Source organism: Litorivita pollutaquae, assembly GCF_003205515.1.
Classification (GTDB): Bacteria; Pseudomonadota; Alphaproteobacteria; order Rhodobacterales; family Rhodobacteraceae; genus Litorivita; species Litorivita pollutaquae.
In genome coordinates, this window is sequence record NZ_KZ826490.1 from 1 (window position 1) to 17,987 (window position 17,987).

Here is a 17,987-nt window from a genome sequence, read left to right on the forward strand (position 1 = left end):
CGACGCTTGCATCACAGAAAACGCGCCGCATAATCAGATCAACCAGATGAGCCAAACTCTCTCTTAGATTAGGCTGCCAGTGGTCCCAAAAAACCTGACGACGGACAATGTTGGCGTGATTGAAGAGAGCAGTGGCGTTCAGGATCACTTCGAAGAGCAGAACCGCAAAGGCTGGTGGGCCAAGTGCCGCGACGACCGCGAGCTTGATCGCCATCGAGATCACAATCTCGACCGGGTGAAAACGAAGCCCGGTTGTCGCATCGAAATCAAGGTCGGCATGGTGCATGCGGTGCAACCGCCAGAGGGCAGGGACTGCGTGAAACATCACGTGCTGCAGATAGATGGCGAGATCGAGCAGTAGCATGGAGACGAGTGCGACTGCCCAGACGGGGATTTCGAGATTGTTGAACAAGCCCCAGCCGCGATCTTCGGCCATCACGGCCAACCCAACGGCAAGGATGGGAAAGGTCAGACGCAGGATCACTGTGTCGACGATGACCAGCGCCAGGTTATTGGTCCAACGGATCACACGCGGAAAGTCCCGGTGCCGGCGCGGAGCCGCAATTTCCCACAGTGCCATGGCGGCCAATACGCCCAGAAAGGCCGTCAGGCGAATTTCGGGTTCCGCAACAAGGATGGTTTCGATCACTTTCCAGCCTCCTGCGATTTCAACCCGATACCATGGCTCGCGTGCGGGTTTGACGATGACGTCGTTGCCTCTCCTTCGTTGGCTTCGGACGCATTGGAAATGTCGAGACCTTGCGCATGCGACTCTTCGAGACAATCGGTCTCCAATTGCAAGGTGACCATGTGAAAGCCGTGCTCGTGGGTGAGCCGGTTATAGGCGCTTTCGAGAATGCTGGCGGCGTCAGCGGAATCGGCATGGCGCAAGTGGGCCGAAAACGCGTGTTTGCCACTTGTCAGGGTCCAGGCATGCACGTGATGGACATCGAGGACATGCGCCTGTTCGCGAAGATCGGCGATGACGGCCGGGAGGTCTGTGTCTTCCGGGGTCCCTTCCATTAGGATGTGAACCGCTTCGCGGATCACGCCGATGGAGGCCCAGAGGAGCACGACGCCAAACGCAGCTCCGAGGATCGGGTCGATCGCGAGAAAGCCGGTGAACTTGATGACCAGGGCGGTCACGATGATCAAGAGGCTGCCGACAAAGGTTTGGATGATGGGCCAGAGCGCGCCGCGCGCGTTCAGGTCATCCCGGCTGGACTTCCACATAAGGCTCAGCGAGATGACCTCGGTGACCAATCCACCAAAGGCCACCCAAAGCATGGGCCCCGTAGGAAGATGGATCGGATTGCCGAGCCGCATGACGCCCATCCAGATCACGAGAAGCGCCATGCCCAATAGAAAGCCGCCATTGACGAGCGCACCGATGATCTCGGCACGATACCAACCGAAACTGCGCTCCGGATCGGCAGGCCTGCGGGCGATACGCTGCGCGACAATCGCCACCAAAACCCCACCGACCGCCGAAAGTGTGTGAAATGCATCCGAGAGGACGGCAATAGAGCCGGTCCGGAGCCCCACGGCGAGTTCAATCACGAAATAAATACCCGTCAGCCAGGCGGAGATGACCAGCGCCTTGCCTGACGTGGGCATGTGTCCGGAGTGAGAATGGGATGTCATGTCAGCTCTCTTTCCTTGTAGGGCGGCGTTCGCGCCAAATCGCGACAAGCAGGGACAATGCGGTAAACCCGCCGAGGGCGACTGCCGTCCAGGTGGCGGTGCGGGCATCCCCGTTCATGGCCTCGCTGCCGAGATGCGCGAGAAGAAAACTCGCCGGGATGATTCCGGCCAGGGTCGCAAGCGCGAAGCGCCACAGATGCAATTTACTCAGCCCGGCCGCATAGCTGATCATGTCGAAGGACAGAAACGGCAACAGCCGGCTTCCGAAAACCAGAAAAGTCAGGGTGTTCTGCGACCCGAGAAAGTACGGGCCTGTCTTTTGGCCGAAGTGGCGTTCGACGAAGGGTTGGCCGAGCCAACGGGCGAGGAGAAAGGCGCCGAGTGCCCCGAGTTCCGCACCGAGGACGACAAGTAACGTCCCGAACGTGTGGCCATAAGCGGCGCCAGCAGCGAGCGCGATCGGGGCGGAGGGCAACGGACTAGCAACGATTGCCGCCGTCATGAGCGCGACCACAAGTATGGGCCCCGTAAGTCCCGCGGCATCGATCCAGCGGTCAAGGTCCTCACGTTCGGGAAGATTGATGTCAAAGCCCAGAACATCCGGCAATGCTAGAACGGAGATCGCGAGCACCAGAAGGAGCAGTAAGGCAAGCCGAAACATCATGGCCAACCCCACGGCTGCCTGGCGTCCTGTTCAGAGTTTTGTTGTCTCGCGCCTATCATGAGGCGTGACATAGGACTTCCAGTCGCTGGAAGGTCAAGGGCCAACATCACGTTGATACATTTTGCGACAAAGGAAGTTCGGGTCATTTGGGAAAGATCAATCTATTCTACGCGTTATGACATGCCGAACGAAAACCAGAGATCATAGACGCTCGCAGGGCCTGCGAAGCGCGAAGGCTTTGTGCGGGCTCCTTGGCTTGGTGATCCCGGCGAGTGGCTTCGTGCTGCCGCAAGTCGGAACGGCTCAGACGCATGCTACTCTTTTTGATCAGGTTGAAGACGTCGTTCTGCCGTCGAAACCGGGCGCGCATGAGCCGTCTCTTGCGAGCCACAATGGCCTGCTCTACATGAGCTGGCTCGAGCGCGAAGGGGATCAAACCAAAGTCATGATGGGCCGCCGGTCCGCGCAAGGCTGGTCCGAACCACGCCTTGTGCATCAGGGGTCCGATCTCTTCGTGAACTGGGCGGACTTTCCCGGCATCGCGCTCTTTGACGATGGCACGATCGCGGTTCACTGGCTTCGTGAAATCGGTCCGTCGAGTTTCGACTATCAAGTCGAGACCGCGCTGTCGCGCGACGGTGGCGCGTCGTGGAGCGAACCGCTGATCCCCCACGAGGACAGGTCTTTCGAGCAGCACGGGTTCGTGTCGATGCTGCCAGCGGGTGAGGAAACTCTGGCCGTCATCTGGCTCGATGGGCGGGCCTATGGAGCCGGGCGCGACGAAACATCCACAGTGTCTGACGCCATGCAATTGCGGGCAACGACGCTGGCAAGCAACGGCTCTCTCGGCCGCGACGTTGCCGTCGATCTGCAAACTTGTTCCTGCTGCCAGACAAGCCTCGCCGCGACCGGGAATGGCACGATACTCGCCGCTTATCGAGACCGGACGGATGGAGAAATCCGGGATATCTCCGTCGCGCGGCTGACGGTTGATGGATGGCAAAGGCCCGTGACGGTTCACAATGATGGGTGGGAGCTGGCAGGATGCCCGGTCAATGGTCCGGCAATTGCTGCCGATGGCCATGACGCGGCCGTCGCATGGTTTACAGGCGCGAACGACCTTGCGGCTGTCAACGTGGCCTTCTCTGACGACGCGGGCCGCAGCTTTGGCGCGCCTGTCCGGGTCGATCTCGGCAATCCAGTCGGCCGGGTCGATGTCGAGCTGCTCGAGGACGGGACCGCGTTGGTGTCCTGGGTCGAATGGACCGACGGGAATGAAGCGCTCATGTTGTGCCGTGCGGAAAAGGAAACCGGATGTGTTGCACAGGAGGTGCTGGCGACAAATTCGGCAGGTGCGTCCGTGAACTTTCCAACCATGGCTCGGCTGGACCGTGACATCTTCATCGCCTGGACCCAGCCTGAAGAGACGGGCGACCGCATCGCCATGCGCCGGGTCAGACTGACGGAGATCGACTGATCATGTCCGCCCCGCCACATATCCTCGTGGTCGATGATCATGCCGAAATTCGGCAATCGGTCACACGCTATCTTCAGAAAAACGGGATGCAGGCCACCGGCGCGGGCAACACGTCCGAAATGGATGACCTTCTGGGCAAGGAAACCATCGATCTGATCGTGCTGGATATCATGATGCCCGGAGAAGACGGGCTGGCAGCCTGTGCGAGGTTGCGGCGCGAGCATCGGATGACCCCAATACTCATGCTCACCGCGCTCGGCGAAGATGACGATCGCATCAATGGGCTCGATACGGGGGCCGATGACTATCTGGCAAAGCCTTTCAATCCACGCGAGCTTCTGGCCAGGATCAATGCCATTCTGCGCCGTGCGGGCGATGCACCACACGGCGGCACGCTTGCAGGAAAACGCGCGAGCTTTGCCGGAGTAACCTTTGACCATGATGCAAGCCAGGTGACCAAGCAGGACGGCACGGTAAACACGCTGACAACTGCAGAAGCGAAGCTGCTGTCGGTCCTTCTGGAAAGCCCACGCGTCGTCATCAGTCGGGATGAGCTGCTCGAGTTGAGCGCCGGGCGCATCGCCGGGCCTTTCGATCGGACGATAGACAACCAGGTCTCCAGACTACGCAGGAAGATCGAACCGGATGTCTTGCGGCCGCGGATCATCACGACCGTGCGCAATGGCGGCTATTGCTTGAATTGCGATGTGGATCTGGAGAGCTGATGCGCATGGGGTTTCGCACGCAGATTGCCATTCTCGTTGTGTCGGTCCTTTTCGTCGCCCAGGTCGTCGGCTTTTGGCTCTTCGTGGATGAACGTTCACTTGCGGTGCAGGCAGCCATCGGGAGCGAGGCGGCGGGGCGTGCCGCCAATGTTGCCCGCCTCATCGAAGCCGCACCGCCCGATTTGCGCGATGAAATCGTCGCGGCGGCGACCTCGCCTCTGGTGCGCTTCGAACTGGGTGACGCGCCGTCGGTCACGCATACGCATCATGACGAGAACGGTGCCGTGGAGGCCCGCATTCGTGCGCTTTTGAACGATGGTTACAGTCGAGACATCCGTGTGGAGGTCCATGAAATCGAACAGGGTCTTCTCCCGTTGCCGAATCTGTCGCCAGAAATGGCCGAGATGCACGCTGAAATGATGCGAGGCAGTTTGGCGGCCATCGAAATGGAGGTATCGATCGCAATTGCGGGTGGCCGCTGGTTGAACGTCGCAACAAGGTTCGAGCGTCCGCCGATACAGTGGTCCTGGGCGTCCACGCTGTCATTTGTACTGACATCGGTGGTGCTGCTTCTGGCGGTATTCTGGTTTGGCCTGACGCGGTTGACGCGGCCACTCAACGAGCTCGCAGCGTCCGCGGAGAAATTCGGTCGGGGAGGAGGGCAGGGGCCGATTGCGCCTGTCGGTCCGACAGAGGTTCGGGATCTGACGATTGCCTTCAACGACATGCAGGCGCGCCTTGCACGGTTCGTCACGGACCGCACCCAAATGCTTGCGGCACTTGCGCATGACCTGCGGACACCCCTGACAGCGCTGCGGGTCCGGGCCGAAATGGTGGACGATCCCGAGACCAAAGACGGCATCGCGACATCGCTCGAGGAAATGCAGGAGATGGTCGAAGCCACGCTCGCCTATGCCCGCGGCGTCGGGCAAGGCGAAGAGTTACAGCGTGTCGACGTGGCGGAATACCTCTCTGAACTCTACAAGAACACACAAGGCGACCTTGATCTGCAAGTGGGCCCCGAGGCAGTGGTGCAGATCAAACCCATGGCCATGCGGCGCGCGCTGCGCAATCTGATCGACAATGCACAACGCTACGGTCGCTACCCCGTTCTTTCGTGGGATGTGTCCGGGGCGAGCGTTGAAATACGGGTCGACGATTGCGGGCCCGGGATCCCTGAAAACCGCATCAGAGAGGCGTTCCAGCCCTATCAGCGGATCGAACAATCCCGATCACTGGATACAGGCGGCCATGGACTGGGGCTCTCCATCGCGCGCAGTATCGTCCTGGAACATGGCGGTACCATAGACTTGTCGAACCGCGATGAAGGCGGGTTGCGCGCTCGCGTTATGCTGCCTCTGACCGGCACGTCCGACGTTGGGGAACGCTTGGATCGGGGATCCCACGACCCACTGCAGGTGCCAGGACACGGGACCTGACCAGGCATTCCAGCTGCTCTGTTGATACATATCATTACAAAAAACCAAAGCGCCAAACGTTCCTGAATTCTTGCATGTCCGCTAGAAAACAAGGCAATCGACATGGAATGAGGCAGAACCATGCAATCAAGAAACCGATTCCTGATGTCCAGACGCGCGTTCGCGGGCAGTTTGGGTACAACACTCCTATTTGCGCCGTCCGTTGTCACCGCTGAGACCGCTGAGCCAGTTCGACGGAACGTCTCGTCCTTTCGTACCCACGCTTGGGAAGACCATTTCGACACCCTCGGGGTTGGGTTGGTCATCTCTGACACGACATCGATGGTCCTCCAACATTGGACCGCTGAGGGAGAGATGCGTCTATATCCGACGTCTGTTCCGATCTCGGATGAATTGACACGGCGCGGCTACACAGAAGTTGTAGAGAAGCGCGAGAACCCGAGTTGGGCGCCGACGCCATCCATGCGCGAACGCAACCCTGAATGGCCACTGCGCATTCCGGGCGGTGATCCAGCCAATCCGCTTGGCACGCGGGCCCTTTATCTTTCTTGGCAGTATTACCGGATCCACGGCACGCAAGACACGCGCAAGATCGGTCGTCGCTCATCGAATGGCTGCATCGGTCTTTACAATGAACACATTGAAGAGGTGTTCGATCGCGTCCCGGTCGGCACACAGGTCAAGCTGATCTGATGGGACGATACACTCTCATCGCGGTTGCTCTGGCAGCATTACTGGGCTTTGGTTTTTGGTGGTCGGGAGAAGGCGATGTACCGGATGTCGCGGCAGGCACGGATAGAATTGGTCCAGCAATAGTCGATGTCGTGGTGCCGGAGACGCTTTCAGCGAATGCAGAAATCGGCAAAGCCGCATTCGAGGCAAAATGCGCGGCCTGTCATGGCGCGAATGCAGCCGGACAGGATGGCGTCGCACCTCCCCTTGTTCACAAGATTTATGAACCGAGCCACCACGGCGACGCGGCTTTTCTTCTTGCAGCCAAGAATGGCGTCCGCGCGCACCATTGGCGCTTTGGCAACATGCCGCCAGTCGAAGGCGTGACCGATGGCGATGTGAAAATGATCGTGGCCTATGTGCGCGAATTGCAGCGCGCGAACGGGATCAATTGAGGAACAATGAGGAGAGCAAAATGCAATTGAAGACTTGGATAACAGCTGCGGCCATCTCGGCTGTTGGACTGGCGGCGCTCGCACATTCCGGCGCGACCGGGGTGATGAAAGAGCGAATGGATGCCATGGGCGAAATGGGCGACGAGATGAAGCGCCTGACGCCCATGATGCGTGGCCAGACCGCCTATGACCCGGACGTCGTGCGCAATGCGGCTGACACGATGATCGGTCACGCGGGCACCCAGATGACCGAGCTGTTCCCGGAAGGCTCGAGCGGAATGCCCTCGGAGGTGAAAGATACCATATGGACCGATTGGGAAGAGTTCGAGGCGCTGGCGGAACAGCTCCAACTTCTTTCCGAAGGGTTGTCCATGGCTGCTGACAACGGGCTAAAAATGGCGGGCGCGGACGGCGGAGCCACCATGGATAGCGGTGCCATGATGGGGGGGCAATCCATGATGGGAGGTCAGACCATGATGGGCGCCGGGTCGATGATGAATGACTTAGGAATCGAAGAGCTCGCCGAATTGCCGGCTGACGCGGTCTTCATGATGGTCAGCCAGACCTGTGCGGCGTGCCACACCAAGTATCGGGCGGAATCAAATTAGATGCGCAAGGCGCTTATCGGGGTCTCGTTTATCGCAGCGGGGGTGGCGGCGGCGTTCGCGGCCCTGTCAGTCTGGCCCATTGGCACGGACGTCGCGGAGATCGCACTGGAGGGTGATGTCAATCGCGGGGCCTATCTAGCCAGAGCGTCCGGCTGCATCGCGTGTCACACCAATTTCGAAAAAGGCGGCGCTCCTCTCGCCGGTGGTGTTGAACTCGAAACGCCGTTCGGTTCCATCTATTCGCCAAACCTGACCCAGGACCCGGTGCATGGTATTGGCGACTGGACCATCGAAGAATTCGCAAAAGCGGTTCGGCAGGGCATTTCACCAGACGGCAAGCCCTATTATCCTGCGTTTACCTATCCGTTCTACGCGAATTTCACTGATCAGGAGATCGCTGATTTATGGGCGGCATTTCAAACCGTCGCTCCGGTGGACGAGGCTTCGCAGGAACCGGAGATGCCGTTCCCGTTCAATCAGCGAAGCACTCTCAAGATTTGGCGCGCGTTGTTCCTTGAACCACCGCGCACCGACCCTGCTCCGGAAAACGGCGATCTGTGGAATCGCGGTCGCCAGCTGGTTGAGGGCGCGACGCATTGTGGCGCCTGCCATACTGGGCGCAATCTGCTTGGTGCCCGAAATATCGACACAGAACATTTCAAGGGAAGCGACATGCTGCCCGGTGGTGGCAAAGCACCTGCGATTGACTACGAGACTCTGCGCGCCCGCGGTTGGGATGTCGATAATCTGTCCTACGCGCTTCGCACAGGCATCACTCCGTCAGGTGACGCATTTGGGAACGCCATGGGCGAAGTGGTTCTCTATGGTACGCAGTTTTTGACGGATCAGGATCTCGAAGCCATTGCCACCTATCTTATGGATGATCACGGCTGACTGCAGGCCGAGCAAGGGAAATCCAATGAAACCAAACCGCCGAGATTTTCTGCTGGCGGCAACTGCCGCCTTGGGGCTCCCCAAGCTGGCTCTTGCCCAGACAGGATTTGCGCCATTGAATGCGCGCACCGCCAATATTCGACTTCTGCCTGAAAAATATGGGGAAACCCAGATTTGGGGATATAACGGTTCGGCACCGGGTCCGGAAATCCGGGTGGCTCAGGGCGCACGCGTTCAAAGGCGTGTGATCAATGATCTGCCTGATGCAACCTCTACCCACTGGCACGGGATCCGCATCGACAACGCGATGGATGGAGTTGCAGATCTCACCCAGGACGCCATCGCACCCGGGTCATCGTTTCAGTACGATTTCGTGGCACCTGATGCGGGCACATACTGGTATCACGCGCACAACCGTTCGTTCGAACAGGTAGCACGCGGCCTTCATGGCGCGCTGATCGTCGAAGAGCCGGAGCCGATTGATATCGACCGTGACGAGGTTCTGATCCTTGACGATTGGCTTGTCGATCCTGAGACCGCGCAGATCGCAGATACCTTCGGGGCGATGCACGATCTGAGCCATGCCGGGCGGCTTGGCAACTACATCACCACGAATGGAACCTATAACCTTGCACTGCCGGTAAAGCGGCACGAACGTCTGCGCCTGCGCATGATCAACGCTGCAAACGCGCGCATCTTTCAACTGGCGCTCGATGGTCTCGAAGGCTGGATTGTTGCGCTCGATGGCATGCCCCTCGCTGAGCCAAGACCGATCGATGGGAGTTTCGTCCTTGCGCCCGCGCAGCGTGTCGATCTGATCGTTGACGTGACCGCGGAAACTGGTGGCGCCGGACATATCGTGCAGATCGACCGCGACGAGAGTTTCTCGCAGGTGGCATTCGAAGTGACTGGAGACGCTACTCGAGCGCGCCGGGACGCTCCCCGCGCGCTGCCCCCGAATGTCCATGCGATGCCCGATCTGGCCGAGGCCACAAAACTTGAATTGCTCATGCAGGGCGGTGCCATGGGCGGCATGATGGGTGCGATGATGGGCGGGCAGATGTCGTCCATGCGCGACATGATGCAATCCGGCAACTTCTGGGCGTTCAACGGAGCGGTCGGCGGCATGGACGGCGCACCGCTCGCGGCCATGTCGCGCGGTGAGACGGTGCGTCTTAAGATCACCAATGACACCGCGTTCCCCCATGCCATGCATCTGCACGGAATGCACTTTCACGAGATTGCACCCGACGGCAGTCTTGGGACGCTTCGGGATACAACGCTACTGGATCGTGGCGAGGTCCGCGACATTGCGTTCGTGGCCGACAACCCCGGCAAATGGCTGCTGCATTGTCATATGCTGTCGCACGCAGTTTCGGGCATGATGACCTGGATCGACGTGGCATGAACCGGGGCACTGCCTTTGTCGGGGCTGTTTCTATCGCCATGATTGGAGCGGGGATCCTTTTCTGGATGGCCAATGCGGCAGGCTCCGATAGCGGGGTCATGCCGAAAGACGTGGATTTCACCGCGGGCCAAACCCTTTACGTCGAGAATTGTGCGTCCTGCCATGGTGCCAGTCTGGAAGGGCAGGAGAACTGGCAAAGCCCCGGCGAGGAAGGTCGCTTGCCAGCACCGCCGCATGACGAGACAGGACACACCTGGCATCACGCGGATCAGGTTCTTTTTGAGTACACCAAGCTTGGTGGCCGCGCACTGATGGCCGCTCAGGGCATGGAGTTCGATAGCAGTATGCCAGGCTTCGGGGATCAGCTTTCCGATCAGGAGATCTGGAACATTCTTGGATACATCAAGTCGACCTGGCCCGACCGAATACAGGAAATGCAAGCGGTGCGGACCGAAGGCGAGACACGGAAGAGGGAAAATTGAGATGAAAATTCTTTTGAGGCTGGTTTTGGCGTCGGTCCTCGTTGTCCCACTTGCCGTTCAGGCCGACGGTCTGAGCGAAGATCGCGTCAAGGAACTCGTGCTTGAGGCTATTCGCGAGAACCCCGAGATCGTATTGGAGGCGGTTCAGATCATAGAGCAGCGCGAGCAGCAGCGTCAGGCCGCAGCCGCTGCAACCGTTCTATCCGAGAACCGCGATCTACTGGAAAACGACCCGAATGCGCCGGTGCTCGGCAATCCAGAAGGAGATGTGACAGTTGTCGAGTTCTTCGACTACAACTGTCCTTATTGCCGCCGCGTGAAGCCGCGTATCGAAGCATTGCTGGAAGCAGACCCGAATGTCCGGCTGGTCTATCGGGAGTGGCCAATCCTGGGCGACGGGTCCGTCTTTGCGGCACGGGCAGCGCTCGCCGCACGCGAGCAGGGCAAGTACGAAGAGTTCCACTGGGCGCTTATGGGGATGGCCGGACGGGCCGAAGAGGCCTCTGTGATTCAGATGGCCGGGCAGGTTGGACTGGATGTCGCGCAATTGCGGCGCGACATGGAGGCTCCGGAAATCGATGCGCATATCGCAGCGTCGATGGAGCTGAGCCGTGCGCTCGGTTTCAATGGAACACCATCCTTCGTGATCGGCGATGCGCTCGTTCCCGGCGTTATCGAGGCGGACCAAATGATTCGCCTCGCGGAAGAAGCGCGCGCAGCCGGCCAGTGATCCTAGATTGGCGCCGCCTCGTATCCGGCAGACTTGATTGCTTCGATCACGGCCCCGTCGGTTTGGGATGTTGTGACTTCAACCGTCCGGGCGTCGAGGTCGGTTGAAACCTTCGCTGCGGGATCGAGAACTGCGATTTCTTTTGTGATTGCAGCGGTGCAATGGCCGCAGCTCATGTCTGGGACGTGGAATTTCATGTGAAGTCCTTTCCTGACTTGGGCACGAGATAGGGATTCCAGCAGGTGGAAGGTCAAGTGGAAGTTGGTGGGTAAGGCAAAACAAAAAAAATTTCATCTGCCCTATTGAGCCTCCAGTCACTGGAAGCCCTATATCCGTTGTGAACTCAGATGAGGCGAACCGACATGACTCAAAATCCGCAAGTCACTCTTGGCATCGAAGGCATGACCTGCGCGTCTTGCGTTGGTCGTGTGGAAAAGTCCCTTTCGGCGCTGGAAGGCGTCTCCGATGTCTCCGTCAACCTTGCGTCTGAATCGGCACGGCTGTCCGTCAACGATCCGGCCCGTTTGCAAGACGCTGCTCAGGCGCTGGATACGCTGGGCTACCCTGCGCGGACTGCGAGGGTCACTCTCAACATTGCGTCCATGTCCTGCGCCTCCTGCGTCGGGCGGGTCGATAAGGCGCTGGCTGACGTGCCAGGTGTCCTGTCCGTGACCGTGAATCTCGCCGCCGAGACAGCCGTCGTCGAATTCCTTGAAGGTGCAGTCGCGACGGCTGATCTGATGGCTGCGACTGCGGCAATTGGTTACCCGGCCGAGGTCGCGGAAGCGAATGCCAGCCAGTCGCGCGTTGAGCGTAAGGCAGAAGAAGCGGACAATTTGCGCCGCAACGTCCTCTTGGCGGCGGCTCTGACACTTCCGGTCTTCGTTCTGGAGATGGGCGCGCACCTGATCCCGGCCTTTCATATGGTCATTGAGAACAGTATCGGGGCCCAGACATCCTGGGTCATCCAGTTCGTTCTGGCGACGATCGTTCTCTTCGGACCCGGCAGGCACTTTTTCCTCAAGGGCATTCCCGCGCTGCTCCGCGGTGCGCCGGACATGAACAGTCTTGTCGCGGTAGGCACAGGGGCCGCTTGGATCTATTCGGTGGTCGCAACCTTCCTGCCCGGACTGCTGCCGGAAGGCGTGCGGGCGGTCTATTTCGAGGCCGCCGCTGTTATTGTCGTGCTCATCCTGATCGGACGCTGGCTCGAAGCCCGAGCGAAGGGACGGACTGGCGCGGCAATCCAGTCGCTCTTGGGACTTCAGGTCCGCACCGCCCGCGTCCTGCGTGATGGTGAGACCGTCGAGGTTGACGTCGATGTGCTCGGCGTTGGCGACACGATCCTCGTGCGCCCTGGCGAGCGGATTCCCGTCGATGGTGAGGTCGTTGATGGGACCAGCAACGTTGACGAGAGCATGATCACGGGTGAGCCCGTGCCCGTCACCAAAGCCACAGGCGCAACCGTCACCGGCGGCACGGTAAATGGTACCGGCAGCCTGACTTTCCGGGCGTCACGTGTAGGCTCTGACACGACGCTCGCGCAGATCATTCGCATGGTCGAAGAGGCGCAGGGCGCCAAACTGCCAATCCAGGGTCTGGTGGACCGGGTAACGCTTTGGTTCGTGCCCGCCGTCATGGCCCTGGCAGCCCTGACAGTTGTTGTTTGGCTATTGGTCGGCCCTGACCCGGCATTGACCTTTGCGCTGGTGGCGGGAGTGTCAGTGCTGATCATCGCCTGCCCCTGTGCCATGGGGCTTGCCACGCCGACCTCGATCATGGTGGGGACAGGACGCGCAGCCGAAATGGGTGTTCTGTTTCGCAAGGGTGACGCGCTTCAGGAGCTATCAACGGTCAATGTCATCGCGCTTGATAAGACCGGGACGGTGACCGAGGGCCAACCCACGCTGACCGATGTCGTCGTCGCAGAAGGTTTCGACCGCGAAGCTGTCCTCGGTCTGATCGCTGCAGTTGAGGAGCAGTCAGAACACCCGATTGCCGAAGCCATCGTCCGAAGCGCGCGCAGCGAAGGCATCGCGGTTCTCGCCGCGTCCGGCTTCCGGTCCGTTACCGGATACGGGGTCGCGGCCATGGTCGATGGCAAAGAGGTCATGGTTGGTGCGGATCGCTACATGATCCGCGAAAACGTCGACATCGCGTCCCTTGTCGACACCGAAAAAAATCTGGCCAGCCGGGGTCGCACCGCGCTTTACGCGGCCGTTGATGGCAAGTTGGCTGCCGTCATCGCGGTTGCCGATCCAGTAAAACCCGCGAGCCGTGACGCAATTGCCGCTCTCCACGGCCGAGGCTTTCAAGTCGCCATGATCACCGGCGACAAGCAGGAGACGGCCGAGGCCATCGCCCGCGAGACAGGGATCGACCAGGTCATCGCGGGCGTGTTGCCGGACGGAAAGGTCGCGGCGCTTGATGACCTAAGGGCAGGGGGCCGCAAGATCGCCTTCGTGGGCGACGGGATCAACGACGCGCCTGCGCTGGCGCATGCCGATGTGGGCATCGCGATCGGCACGGGCACGGACGTGGCGATCGAGTCCGCCGATGTGGTGCTGATGTCAGGCGATCTGCGCGGCGTGGTGAACGCGGTCGAGGTGTCGAAGCGGACGATGTCGAATATCCGCCAGAACCTCGTCTGGGCGTTCGGCTACAACGTGGCCTTGATCCCGGTTGCTGCAGGTGTGCTTTATCCCGCCTTCGGGTTGCTGCTGTCTCCGGTTTTCGCCGCAGGCGCGATGGCGCTGTCCTCGGTTTCGGTCCTGACCAATGCGCTGCGCCTGCGCCGTATTGCCCCCGCGATGTATGAGCCGCCAAAGACTGGGGCGCCGCTCACGCAGGCCCAGACGCAACCGGCAGAATAGGAGATTGAGACCCATGAATATTGGAGAAGTCGCGGAGCGCTCTGGTATCCCGCCCAAAACCATTCGCTATTACGAGGATATCGGTCTGATTCGCCCGCAACGCAGTGGCAACGGCTACCGGGCCTTCCGCGAGCTGGATGTGCACAAGCTTGCATTTCTCGGTCGTGCCCGCGCCCTCGGGTTTTCAATCGAGGACTGCCGGACCCTGCTCAGCCTCTATGAGGACGAAAGCCGCGAAAGCGCGCAGGTCAAGGCCATTGCAGAGGAACATCTGACCGCGATTGACGAAAAGATTACGCAGCTTCAGTCGATGCGAGAGACGCTCTCCCATCTGATAAAATCCTGCCACGGCGACCATCGTCCGGATTGTCCGATCCTGAGCGACCTGGCCGGCGACCCTACGGTCGTGCGCACCGTCTCTTCGCTTGCCAATAAGGCAGCAAAATAGCCTCCTCAATCGCGTGCGACGCTTCTTGTCGATGCACGGTCGAGCGCGTCGAGCACCAGCGTCTGGGTCAGGATTTCCGGCAGAGAGATGCCCGACGGGGCTTCTGGCCCGAACACGATGTTAAACGGAATGCCGTACCGGCCATGGCGTTCCAGGAACCTCGCAATCTCGTCGTCAGGTCTCGTCCAGTCGGCTTGCATCGCGATAACCGTCTCGTCGCTTAGTCGGTCAGCGACAGAATTCCGATCCAGCACCAACGTCTTGTTGGCCTTGCAAGTGAGACACCAATCAGCTGTGACATCCACAAATACCGTATGGCCTTCCGATACGTGTCGAGCGATGTCCTGCGGAACGAATGCCTGCCAATAGGTGGTCCCGGTCGAAGCCTCGGAGTACGGTTGCGAGGAAAACAACCCGACGCCCACGAGCGGTATTGCGAGGCTGGCGGCCATCAAGATGCGCCGCAGAGACACGGATGACCATTCCGTCATGGCCAGAAGGATGAGCACGCCGACGGATACGGCCACCAGCACCGTCGCGCGCCACCCGGCCACACCGACGAGAACGAAAAGAAGCCAGGCGGCAGTCGCGAGCAAGAGAACGCCGAGCAACATCCTGACAAACAGCATCCAGCGTCCGGGACGTGGTAAACGTTCGATCAGTGCAGGGCGCGCGGCGATCAGAACATAAGGCGAAGCCAGGCCGATGCCGAGTGCCGTGAAGACGACGAGAACGTCGACCGCGTTACCGGCCAGAGCGAATGTAATCGCCGTCCCGAGAAACGGAGCGGAGCATGGCGTGGCAAGAATTGCCGCAAGCAGGCCAGTCCCGAAATCGGCAGCATATCCGGCGCGATCGCTCCCCACACCGAGGCGGTCCTGAATGCCCACAGGCAAGGCGATCTCAAACAGGCCGAACAGGTTTGCGGCAAAAGCGGCTACCACGATGAACATCAAAGCGACAAAAATGGGGTTCTGAAACTGGATACCCCAGCCGACCGAAACGCCGATCCATTTGAGAACGAGAACAAGCACTGCGAGCATCCAGACGAATGTCAGAACACCAAGAGCTGAAAACAGAAAGCCATTGCGGATCACACGTCGGGGCTGGTCTGACACTTTCAGAACCGAGGCGAGCTTGATCGACAAGACAGGAAGTACGCAGGGCATGACATTGAGGATCAGCCCTCCGAGGAAAGCGATCGCTGCAATCAAAACCAGCTGAAACGGGCCGCTTCCAGATGCGGCACGGGCATATGGCGGGGCAGGGATGTCCGCACTCAACACCACGGGAGCCGTGACCGCTCGATCCGCATCCGTGACGGTCACGAGAGGCGCTACGTAATCGTCCGACCACGCGTTCAGCGGAATCCGAGTCCAAAGCTCCGACCGGTCTCGACTGAGCCGGATCTCCGGTTTGCCGAAAGTCACAAGCGGTCCGAACTCTGGAAAGATATCGACCGTCTGGAACGGTTGGGTGCTCTGAGCGGTCACGAATAGCGAGGAAGTCTTTGCATCGAGGGCGACTGTATCGATCTCGATATCGCTTTCTTCTGGCGCGGCCGGCACCTGAGAAACGAAAGTGGCGATTGCGTTGGCTGAGGCCCGATCAATACCTGTGCCATTGGCCAGATCCAAAGCGAGATCGAAGGTGTGCGGCACGCAGACGTTGGAACACGTCAAAAGCGCCACGCGAGCGCGCAATTCTAAAGGCTCGCCTCGATCTTCCAACATCACCCGGATTGGCAGGACGACCTCGCCAGAATACCCAAAATTCTCGATGCCGAAGGCTTCAAAGCGTTCCGGTGCGGGCCAGAGGATTTCGGCTGAAGCGAGATTGGATGAGCCCGTCCAGTCGATTTCGGGAGCCAGCCCAACTTCACCAGGCGTTCGCCAATACCCTTTCCAGCCTTCACCATATTCAAGGACCAACCCAAGCGAAATAGACACAGCGTCCGGGGCGACGCCGTTTTCAGCCGAGACAAGTCGAGCGTTGACCGCCGGGTTCGAAAATATGGTCGACTCCGCAGCACGAGCCCCCTCGGTCAGTGTGAGAGCAACCAAAGACGCGACAAGCGCCAGAAGGCACAAAGAAAACCGGGAAGCCCTGGCGCGTGTCCCCATTCAACGTAGCGCTTCAGGGAGCGCAGCGAGAGCCGTCTCAAGATCAGTTATCGGCAAGCCGCGCGCGATCCATCCAGGGCCGCGGCGAGACCCAAGCATGCCTTCCGAGACGTCGATGAAGCCCGGATATCCGGCGCGCTTGAGGGCTGCGAGCAGCCGCGCGCTACGACCCCCAGTGGCACAAATCAGAGCGACGGGTTTTTCTGCAGAAAGATCGCGGGCGGCGAATAGCCGTTGCTCGAAACCTCGCTCGTGCATGCTGATAGGCCATGCACCTTTCGCCAGACCGGTCTCGGTCCATTCCGCACGTGTACGCACATCGATCAGTGAAATGGCATCGTCTTCAAGAGCGTCAGCAACCTCCTGAGCCGACCAGGTGTCGCTGGTCACCGCCCGCGCAAGACCGGGCATCACACTGGCACCTGCAACAAGCGCTAGGAACTGTCTTCTTCGCAAGCGGTCTGCGATCCTCATTATATGCCTCTGTCGAAAGATATTCTCGGGGTGGATGGTATCACGCGGAGATACAGGCAGCATCCCAACCCTCCTCGCGTTCCAGATCGATAATTTCGCGGAGCATCCTATCGCTGATTTGCCCTTGAACGACGGTACGGCCAATGACGAGTGCAGGTGTGCCAACAAAGGAAAACACACGCGCAAGAGCGGAGCTGTTTTCCAGTTCTCGGACAACCTCGGCGCTCTCCATGTCCGAAACCAATTGATCCTCATCGACGCCAAGATCGCCGGCGAGGCGGGACAGATATTCAGGCGACGCCTGGAACGGTGTCTTCATCAGTCTCTCGTGGAACGAGACATAGGCGCCCTGACGTTTCGCTGCCAAGGCAGCTTTGGCAGCGAGGTTTGAGCTGTCACCTAGCAGAGGCAGTTCATGCCAAGCGACCGCGACTTCATTCGGCATCGAATTCGTCATCTCCGCCAGCCGCTTGGTTTGAACGCGGCAGTATGGACAGTAGTAATCTGAGAATGAGGCCATCGGCACTCTGGCCGCGCTTGTCTCGAGGTCACCATAGAGCGCGCCGCAGATATTGTCTGAAACACGTTCGAAAGCGGCTTCCTTGCGCGCGACAATCTCGGCACCCTCTGGTGTGTCCAGCCCCACAAAAAGATCAAACCCGCCCGACGTGTCGCCCGCGACATACTTTCGGAAGCCGGTTGGGTTTTCGAGCGGCTCGAGTTCCAACTTTTCGGGCAGAAGGGAGGGAATGGTGCGCAAGGCTGCATATCCCGCAAAAATCGCGCCGAGCGTCAAAAGGGTCGATCGCTTTTTGGAATCCATGCCACGCCCTTCGTTACTCCATGCCGCAGTCTGCGTATCGTAAAGTCA

General features: G+C 59.6%; 19 protein-coding genes. 12 read left to right on the forward strand and 7 right to left on the reverse strand.

Annotated elements, in window-relative coordinates; all coding sequences use genetic code 11:
• The 3 genes from DI396_RS14000 to DI396_RS14010 all read right to left on the reverse strand — a co-directional run.
• The coding region (locus DI396_RS14000; RefSeq protein ID WP_235851885.1) for a sterol desaturase family protein at positions 1-649 on the reverse strand (649 nt) is incomplete at its 3' end.
• On the reverse strand, positions 646-1,617 hold the full coding sequence (locus DI396_RS14005) for a cation diffusion facilitator family transporter (protein ID WP_456237231.1): 972 nt from the start codon (positions 1,615-1,617) through the stop codon (positions 646-648). The genes DI396_RS14000 and DI396_RS14005, both read right to left, overlap by 4 nt.
• Before the next feature lie 28 nt (positions 1,618-1,645).
• The gene (locus tag DI396_RS14010) at positions 1,646-2,308 is read right to left on the reverse strand and encodes a TVP38/TMEM64 family protein (RefSeq protein ID WP_110796839.1); all 663 of its coding nucleotides are present in this window, start codon (positions 2,306-2,308) and stop codon (positions 1,646-1,648) included.
• A 259-nt stretch (positions 2,309-2,567) separates the two neighbouring features.
• On the opposite strand from DI396_RS14010, the gene DI396_RS14015 reads away from it, so the two are divergent.
• From DI396_RS14015 to DI396_RS14060, 10 genes are all read left to right on the forward strand, one after another.
• Positions 2,568-3,785: a sialidase family protein gene (locus tag DI396_RS14015; protein ID WP_235851892.1), complete on the forward strand. Its 1,218-nt coding sequence runs from the start codon at positions 2,568-2,570 to the stop codon at positions 3,783-3,785.
• Between the two features lie 2 nt (positions 3,786-3,787).
• Positions 3,788-4,510 (forward strand): response regulator, encoded by a 723-nt coding sequence (locus DI396_RS14020; RefSeq protein ID WP_110796841.1) that lies wholly within the window; start codon positions 3,788-3,790, stop codon positions 4,508-4,510.
• On the forward strand, positions 4,510-5,949 hold the full coding sequence (locus DI396_RS14025) for an ATP-binding protein (RefSeq protein WP_110796843.1): 1,440 nt from the start codon (positions 4,510-4,512) through the stop codon (positions 5,947-5,949). The genes DI396_RS14020 and DI396_RS14025 overlap by 1 nt, the downstream gene beginning before the upstream one ends.
• 144 nt (positions 5,950-6,093) lie before the next feature.
• Positions 6,094-6,642: a L,D-transpeptidase gene (locus DI396_RS14030; RefSeq protein WP_235851893.1), complete on the forward strand. Its 549-nt coding sequence runs from the start codon at positions 6,094-6,096 to the stop codon at positions 6,640-6,642.
• Complete coding sequence (locus tag DI396_RS14035) at positions 6,642-7,076, forward strand: c-type cytochrome (RefSeq protein WP_110796846.1); 435 nt, start codon at positions 6,642-6,644, stop codon at positions 7,074-7,076. Before DI396_RS14030 ends, DI396_RS14035 begins: the two co-directional genes overlap by 1 nt.
• Positions 7,077-7,096: 20 nt before the next feature.
• A complete protein-coding gene (locus tag DI396_RS14040) occupies positions 7,097-7,684 on the forward strand; it encodes a c-type cytochrome (protein ID WP_110796847.1) in 588 nt (195 codons plus the stop codon).
• Positions 7,685-8,578, forward strand: a complete 894-nt coding sequence (locus tag DI396_RS14045; protein WP_110796849.1) for a c-type cytochrome — start codon at positions 7,685-7,687, stop codon at positions 8,576-8,578.
• Between the two features lie 25 nt (positions 8,579-8,603).
• Positions 8,604-9,986: a multicopper oxidase family protein gene (locus tag DI396_RS14050; RefSeq protein ID WP_110796850.1), complete on the forward strand. Its 1,383-nt coding sequence runs from the start codon at positions 8,604-8,606 to the stop codon at positions 9,984-9,986.
• Positions 9,983-10,468, forward strand: a complete 486-nt coding sequence (locus DI396_RS14055) for a c-type cytochrome (protein ID WP_407936315.1) — start codon at positions 9,983-9,985, stop codon at positions 10,466-10,468. Before DI396_RS14050 ends, DI396_RS14055 begins: the two co-directional genes overlap by 4 nt.
• Before the next feature lies 1 nt (position 10,469).
• Positions 10,470-11,198: a DsbA family protein gene (locus DI396_RS14060; protein ID WP_110796852.1), complete on the forward strand. Its 729-nt coding sequence runs from the start codon at positions 10,470-10,472 to the stop codon at positions 11,196-11,198.
• A gap of 2 nt (positions 11,199-11,200) precedes the next feature.
• On the opposite strand, the gene DI396_RS14065 is transcribed toward DI396_RS14060, so the two are convergent.
• A complete protein-coding gene (locus DI396_RS14065) occupies positions 11,201-11,395 on the reverse strand; it encodes a heavy-metal-associated domain-containing protein (RefSeq protein ID WP_110796854.1) in 195 nt (64 codons plus the stop codon).
• Positions 11,396-11,560: 165 nt separating this feature from the next.
• Here DI396_RS14065 and DI396_RS14070 point away from each other — a divergent pair, with 165 nt between their 5' ends.
• A complete protein-coding gene (locus DI396_RS14070; RefSeq protein WP_110796855.1) occupies positions 11,561-14,071 on the forward strand; it encodes a heavy metal translocating P-type ATPase in 2,511 nt (836 codons plus the stop codon).
• A gap of 13 nt (positions 14,072-14,084) precedes the next feature.
• On the forward strand, positions 14,085-14,519 hold the full coding sequence (cueR, locus tag DI396_RS14075) for a Cu(I)-responsive transcriptional regulator (protein WP_110796856.1): 435 nt from the start codon (positions 14,085-14,087) through the stop codon (positions 14,517-14,519).
• Positions 14,520-14,524: 5 nt separating this feature from the next.
• Here cueR and DI396_RS14080 read toward each other — a convergent pair whose 3' ends face one another.
• From DI396_RS14080 to DI396_RS14090, 3 genes are read right to left on the reverse strand one after another with little or no spacing between them, the layout of a single operon-like run.
• Positions 14,525-16,642, reverse strand: coding sequence for a protein-disulfide reductase DsbD family protein (locus DI396_RS14080; RefSeq protein WP_110796858.1), 2,118 nt, complete (start codon positions 16,640-16,642; stop codon positions 14,525-14,527).
• Positions 16,643-17,116 (reverse strand): rhodanese-like domain-containing protein, encoded by a 474-nt coding sequence (locus DI396_RS14085; protein WP_235851887.1) that lies wholly within the window; start codon positions 17,114-17,116, stop codon positions 16,643-16,645.
• Positions 17,117-17,156: 40 nt separating this feature from the next.
• Complete coding sequence (locus DI396_RS14090; protein WP_110796862.1) at positions 17,157-17,939, reverse strand: DsbA family protein; 783 nt, start codon at positions 17,937-17,939, stop codon at positions 17,157-17,159.
• Positions 17,940-17,987: the final 48 nt, after the last annotated feature.